Source organism: Streptomyces sp. NPDC008125 (assembly GCF_042957125.1).
Taxonomy (GTDB): Bacteria; Actinomycetota; Actinomycetes; order Streptomycetales; family Streptomycetaceae; genus Streptomyces.
Window position 1 is genome coordinate 1 of sequence record NZ_JBIBHR010000049.1, and the last position, 6,922, is coordinate 6,922.

At 69.0% G+C, this 6,922-nt stretch carries 2 protein-coding genes; both read left to right on the forward strand.

Annotated elements, in window-relative coordinates; translation table 11 throughout:
- The coding region (locus ACFZAX_RS35270) for an SDR family NAD(P)-dependent oxidoreductase (protein WP_390967052.1) at positions 1 to 2,928 on the forward strand (2,928 nt) is incomplete at its 5' end.
- Positions 2,929 to 2,936: 8 nt separating this feature from the next.
- Positions 2,937 to 6,922 (forward strand): beta-ketoacyl synthase N-terminal-like domain-containing protein (locus ACFZAX_RS35275; RefSeq protein ID WP_390967053.1); only part of this gene is annotated, 3,986 nt, incomplete at its 3' end.

Below are 6,922 nucleotides of genomic sequence, written 5' to 3' on the forward strand. Positions count from 1 at the left end.
CCGCTGGTGCGTAAGGGGCGTCCGGAGGTGGCCTCGGTGGTTGCCGCGTTGGGCCGGCTGCATGTGAGTGGTGTGTCGGTGGACTGGGCCCGGCTTTTCGAGGGCACGGGTGCCCGCCGCGTCGACCTGCCCACGTACGCCTTCCAGCACCAGAACTACTGGATCGTCGGCGAGCAGCACGGCGCGGACGCGGAGTCGATGGGGCAGGCGGCGGCCGGTCACCCGCTCCTGAGCGCGGTCGTCACGTCGCCCGACGCCGACAGCGTGATCCTGACCGGTCGCCTGTCCACCGGGACCCAGCGCTGGCTGTCCGATCATGCACTCGGTGACGTCGCGCTCTTCCCCGGCACGGGCTTCGTGGAACTGGCACTCAGGGCAGCGGACGAGGTGGGGTACGCCGGGCTTGAGGAGCTGACTCTGGAAGCGCCGTTGATGCTGCCGGAGCATGAGGGCGTCGCCCTCCAGGTCGTCGTCGGACCCTCCGACGACTCCGGCCGACGATCGGTGACCGTGCACTCGCGAGGCGAAGCGCCCGATCAGCCCTGGGTGCGCCATGCCACGGGTTCGCTCGTCGCCGCCGTTGACGCGTCCGGGGCCGCGGACGTGTCGTGGGTCGCGGAACAGTGGCCGCCGGCCGGTGCTGAGCCGGTTGACCTGAACGGGTTCTACGACGGCATGGCGGAAGCGGGTCTGAGCTACGGGCCGTCCTTCCGCGGGCTGAGCGAGGCATGGCGGACCGACGGGCATGTCTACGCCGAGGCCGGCCTCCCCGAAGGGGTCGAGCACGGCACCTACGCCCTGCACCCCGCCCTCTTCGACGCGGCGTTGCACACGGTGGCGCTGTCGGGTGCGGTGGGTGAGGGGGCCGCGTTGCCGTTCGCGTGGTCGGGCGTGTCCCTGGGGGCGGTGGGTACCTCGGCGGTGCGGGTCCGGGTGACGGTGGAAGGTGAGGGCCGGGTGTCGGTGGCACTCGCCGATGCCGGTGGAGCGGTGGTGGCGTCGGTCGATTCGCTCGCGTTGCGCTCGGTGGACGGGGAACGACGCGCGGCGGCCGAGTCCGGTGCGAGGGGTTCGCTGTTCGGGGTGGAGTGGCCGGAGGTGGCGTTGCCCGGTGCCGACGAGGCGGCTGAGCTGACGGTCGGGCGTTGGGACGACGTGGTGGGTTCGACGGGCATCGTCCCGGAGGTGGTGGTGTTCGATTCGCTGCGCGCCGGTGAGACGGGGGCCGGTTCTGCGGGTCTGGTGCGGGATGCGGTGTCCGAGGTGTTGGGGGTGATGCAGGAATGGCTGGGTGACGAGCGGTTCGACCGGTCACGGTTGGTGGTGCGGACGGCTGGTGCCGTCGCGTTGCCCGGTGAAGACGTGGGCGATGTGGCGGGTGCGGCTGTGTGGGGTCTGGTGCGTTCGGCGCAGTCGGAGAACCCGGGGCGTGTCGTGCTGCTGGACGGTGAGCTGAGCACGGGTACCGAGACGTCGCGGGTCATGGCGCTGGGCGAGTCGCAGGTGGTGGTACGCGAGGGACGTGCGCATGTGGGCCGGCTGCAACGCGTCGTACCGTCCGACGACGGCCGGCAGGTCGTGAAGTTCGGTCCTGCGGGGACGGTGTTGTTGACGGGTGGTACGGGGACGTTGGGGCGGGTGTTCGCGCGTCATCTGGTGGTGGAGCGTGGGGTGCGGCGGTTGGTGTTGACGAGCCGTCGTGGTGGTGCCGTCGAGGGTGTGGGGGAGTTGGTCGAGGAGTTGGCGGGCTGGGGTGCGGAGGTGGTGGTCGAGGCGTGTGACGTGGCTGACCGGGCTTCTGTGGAGCGGGTGTTGGAGTCGGTTCCGGCGGATCGGCCGCTGGTGGGGGTGGTGCATCTGGCGGGTGTGCTGGATGACGGGGTGATCGGCTCGCTGACGGCGGAGCGGGTGGAGGCGGTCCTGCGTCCGAAGGTGGACGCGGCACTGAACCTCCACGAGCTGACCCGCGGCATGAACCTCACCGCCTTCGTCCTCTTCTCCTCCGCCGCCGGGGTGATCGGCAATCCGGGGCAGGGCAACTACGCCGCGGCCAACGCGTTCCTGGACGCCCTGGCCACGTACCGCAGGGCGGAAGGCCTCCCCGCCCGGTCCCTCGCCTGGGGGCCGTGGGCGGACGGGGGCATGGCGGACAGCCTGCACAGCGCCGACTCCCAGCGCATGCGCCGGACCGGCATCGCACCCCTGTCGGCCGAGGAGGGAACCGCCCTCTTCGACGCGGCCGAGACGGCCGGTGGTGCGGCACTCGTCACCATGCGGCTCGATCTCACGGGAACGGACGCTCCGGCACCGGACGACCTTCCGGACCTGTTCCGAGGGCTCGTACGGCCCGGTGGCCACCGAGCCACCGACACGACGGCCTCCGGCGCGGCGGCGTTCCGCCGACGGATGAACGCGCTGACCGACGAGGAGCGCACCGACCAGTTGCTCGACCTGGTACGGGCCCACGCGGCCGCCATTCTCGGATACTCCGGCGCCTCGGCCATCGAGCCGGACCGGGCGTTCAGGGAACTCGGGTTCGACTCGCTGGCCGCGGTGGAGTTCCGTAACGGCCTGGCCCAGGCCACCGGGCTGCGCCCGCCGGCGACGCTGGTCTTCGACTACCCGAACTCCCGCGTGCTCGCGCAGTACCTCGCCGAGGAACTGCGCCCCGACTCGGCGACGGACGCACAGGCCGTCGAGGAAGAGCGGGTCCGACGCATTCTGCAGGGAATACCCCTGAGCCGACTCAGGGATGCAGGACTGATGGATGTCCTCTTCGAGCTGGCCGGTACTCACGAAGAGCCGGTGAACCCGGCTGAGGACACGGCCGAGAACTCGACCGATTCCATCGACTCGATGGATGCCGAGAGCCTGATAAGCATGGCACTCGGTGGTTCCGGCCTTGACGACGCGACGCAGGGAATGTGAGAGCCCCCATGACTAATTCTGACGAGAAGCTGGTCGCCGCACTGCGCGCGTCGCTCAAGGAGAACGACCGTCTGCGGGCCCACAACAGGAAGCTGTCGTCCGCAGCCCGCGAGCCCATCGCCATCGTCGCGATGAGCTGCCGCTTTCCAGGAGGAGTCGAATCACCGGAGGCCCTCTGGCAACTGGTGAACGATGGCGTGGACGCGATATCCGAATTCCCGGACAATCGCGGCTGGAATGTCGCGTCCCTCTACGATCCGAACGGTGAGCGGCCGAACACCAGTTACGTCAACAGGGGCGGCTTCCTCCACTCCGCAGACACCTTCGACCCCGTTCCTTTCGGTATCAGTCCGAACGAGGCCCTGATCATGGACCCGCAGCAGCGGCTGCTGCTGGAATGCTCGTGGGAGGTGTTCGAGCGGGCCGGAATCGACCCCGCCACACTGAAGGGCAGCAAAACCGGTGTATTCGCCGGAATGATGTACCACGACTACGCTCACAACAGTGCCACCGGTTCCATCGCGTCGGGCCGCGTCTCGTACGTCTTCGGCTTCGAGGGCCCGTCGATGACGGTGGACACCGCGTGCTCCTCGTCGCTCGTCAGCCTGCACCTGGCGGCCCAGGCGCTGCGTTCGGGCGAGTGCTCGATGGCACTGGCCGGCGGCGTGGCGGTCATGTCGACGCCTGAGGTCTTCGTCGAGTTCAGCCGGCAGGGCGGCCTCTCCAAGGACGGCCGCTGCAAGTCGTTCGCGGGCGCCACCGACGGCACCAGCTGGTCGGAGGGGGCCGGCGTCCTGCTCCTGGAGAAGCTCTCCGATGCCCGAAGCAACGGACACCCGGTTCTCGCGGTGCTGCGGGGCAGTGCGGTGAATCAGGATGGTGCGAGTAACGGGTTGACGGCTCCGAATGGTCCGTCGCAGCAGCGGGTGATTCGTGCGGCGTTGGCTGATGCGCAGATTTCGTCGGATCAGGTGGATCTGGTGGAGGCGCATGGGACGGGGACCCGGTTGGGGGATCCGATCGAGGCGCAGGCGTTGTTGGCGACGTACGGGCAGGGTCGTCCGGAGGGTGATCCGTTGTGGCTGGGGTCGTTGAAGTCGAATCTGGGGCATGCGCAGGCGGCTGCGGGTGTGGGTGGTGTGATCAAGGCGGTGCAGGCGATTCGGCATGGTGTGTTGCCGAAGACGTTGCATGTGGATGAGCCGACGCCGCAGGTGGACTGGGCTGCGGGTGCGGTGGAGTTGTTGACGGAGTCGCGGGCGTGGCCGGTGCGGGATCGTCCGAGGCGTGTGGGTGTGTCGTCGTTCGGTCTGAGTGGGACGAACGCCCACGTGATCGTGGAGCAGGCTCCGGTGGTCGAGGAGCCGGAGGTGTCGGTGGCTGTTGAGTTGCCGGTGGTTCCGGTGGTGTTGTCGGCGCGGAGCGAGGCGGGGTTGTCGGCGCAGGCGGGGAAGCTGCTGGGACGGGTGGCGGGGGAGTCCTCTGCCTCGTTGTTGGATGTGGGTTTTTCGTCGGTGGTGTCGCGTGCGGTGTTGGAGCATCGTGCGGTGGTGGCGGCGTCGGATCGTGGGGAGTTGGTGCGGGGTCTGACGGCGCTGGCGGAGGGTGGTGTCGCGTCGTCGGTGGTGCGGGGCTCGGCCAGGCCGGCGGGCAGGGTGGCGTTCCTGTTCACGGGGCAGGGTGCGCAGCGTGTGGGGATGGGACGGGAGCTGTACGAGTCCTACCCGGTGTTCGCGGCGGCGTTCGACGCCGTCGTGGCGGAGTTGGACGTCCGGCTGGGTCGTTCGTTGCGTGAGGTGGTGTGGGGTGGGGATGCGGGTCTGCTGAACGGGACGATGTTCGCGCAGGCCGCTCTGTTCGCGGTCGAGACCTCGCTGTTCCGGCTGCTGGAGTCCTGGGGGGTGCGTCCGGACTTCCTGGTGGGTCATTCGGTCGGTGAGATCGCTGCCGCGCATGTGGCGGGGGTGTTGTCGTTGGGGGATGCGGCTGCGTTGGTGGTGGCGCGTGGTCGGTTGATGCAGGCGTTGCCGGCTGGTGGGTCGATGGTGGCGGTGGAGGCTTCGGAGGCGGAGGTGCTTCCGTTGTTGACCGGTGAGGTGGGGATCGCGGCGGTGAACGGGCCGCGTTCGGTGGTGGTTTCGGGTACGGACGCGGCGGTGCGTGAGCTCGTGGCGGTGTTCGAGGCGCTGGGGCGTCGGACGAGTGTATTGCGGGTGTCGCATGCTTTTCATTCGCCGTTGATGGAGCCGATGTTGGCGGAGTTCGGGGCGGTGGTGGCGGGGTTGGAGTTCGGTGCTGCGTCGGTTCCGGTGGTGTCGGGTGTGTCGGGGGATCTGGCGGAGGGGTGGGGTTCGGCGGAGTACTGGGTGCGGCATGTGCGGGAGGCGGTGCGTTTCGCGGATGCGGTGTCGTTTGTGGTGTCGCGGGGTGTGACGTCGTTCGTCGAGGTGGGTCCGGATGGTGTGTTGTGTGGGATGGCGCAGCAGTCGGTGGACGGTGAGGCGGCGGTCTTTGTTCCGCTGGTGCGTAAGGGGCGTCCGGAGGTGGCCTCGGTGGTTGCCGCGTTGGGCCGGCTGCATGTGAGTGGTGTGTCGGTGGACTGGGCCCGGCTCTTCGAGGGCACGGGTGCCCGCCGCGTCGACCTGCCGACGTACGCGTTCCAGCGTGAGCGGTACTGGATGCAGGCGGAGTCCGGCGGCAACGACCCAGGCTCACTCGGCCTGGGCGCCACCCGTCACCCGCTCCTCGGGGCCACCATCACTCTGGCGCAGGCCGACGAGGTGGTGCTCAGCGGACGGCTGTCCCTGGCCGACCAGGCATGGATAGCCGACCACGGCGTGCTGGGTAGCGTGCTTCTTCCCGGCACGGCCTTCGTCGAACTGGCCGTCAGGGCAGCCGACGAGGTCGGTTGCGACCTGCTTGAAGAGCTGACGTTGCAGGCGCCGCTCGTGATCCCTGAACAGGGCGGAGTCGCGATTCAGGTGGCGGTCGGCGCGGCCGACCCGGCGGGGCGTCGAACGGTCAGCGTCTATTCGCGGGGTGACGATGCCGATCGCGACCCTTGGACGCGTCACGCCGAAGGTGTCCTTGCCGTGGGCGGCAGAGTCCCAGCGGCGGACCTGACCGCTTGGCCGCCGAAGGGCGCAGAGGCGATCAGCGTCGAGGGAGCCTACGAGCTCCTCTCCGAGCGTGGTTACGGCTACGGGCCGGTATTCCAGGGACTCAAGGCTGCCTGGACCTCGGGGGAGGAGCTGTACGCGGAGGTCGCACTTCCCGACTCGGCGCACGACGACGCCCAGCGCTTCGGGCTGCACCCCGCTCTGCTTGACGCGGCCATGCACGTGGCACTTATCGATGACGGTTCACGCACCGACGAATCGACCGTGCTGCCCTTCGCCTGGACCGACGTCGCTCTTCACGCGGCAGGGGCATCGGCCCTCCGTGTTCGGATTGCACCGGCGGGACAGGACAGCGTCTCGGTCCTGGTGGCCGATGGATCCGGTCAACCTGTTCTCACAGTCGGCGCGTTGGTCTCGCGTCCGGTGTCGGTGGAGCAGTTGGTGGGGTCGGGTGTGGGTGGTGGGTTGCATGAGGTGGTGTGGCGTCCGTTGGTGGGTGCCGGCGGTGCTGGTGCTGGTGCTGGCGGTTTTGATGGTGTTGTGGGTGGGGTGTTTGAGGTGCCGGTGTTGGTGGGTGTGGATCCGGTGGTGGGTGTGCGGTCGGTGTTGGGTGGGGTGTTGGAGGCGGTTCAGGGTTGGTTGGAGGGTGTGGAGGCTGGTCCGTTGGTGGTGGTGACGCGTGGTGCGGTGGGTGTGGGGGTTGGTGTGGGGGTGGATGTGTGTGCGGCGCCGGTGTGGGGGTTGGTGCGGGCTGCGGAGGCGGAGAATCCGGGTCGGTTTGTGTTGGTGGATGTGGATCCGGCGGGTGGTTCGTTCGGTGATGTTGCGGGTGTGGTGCTTGGTTCGGGTGAGCCGGAGGTGGCGGTGCGTGGGGG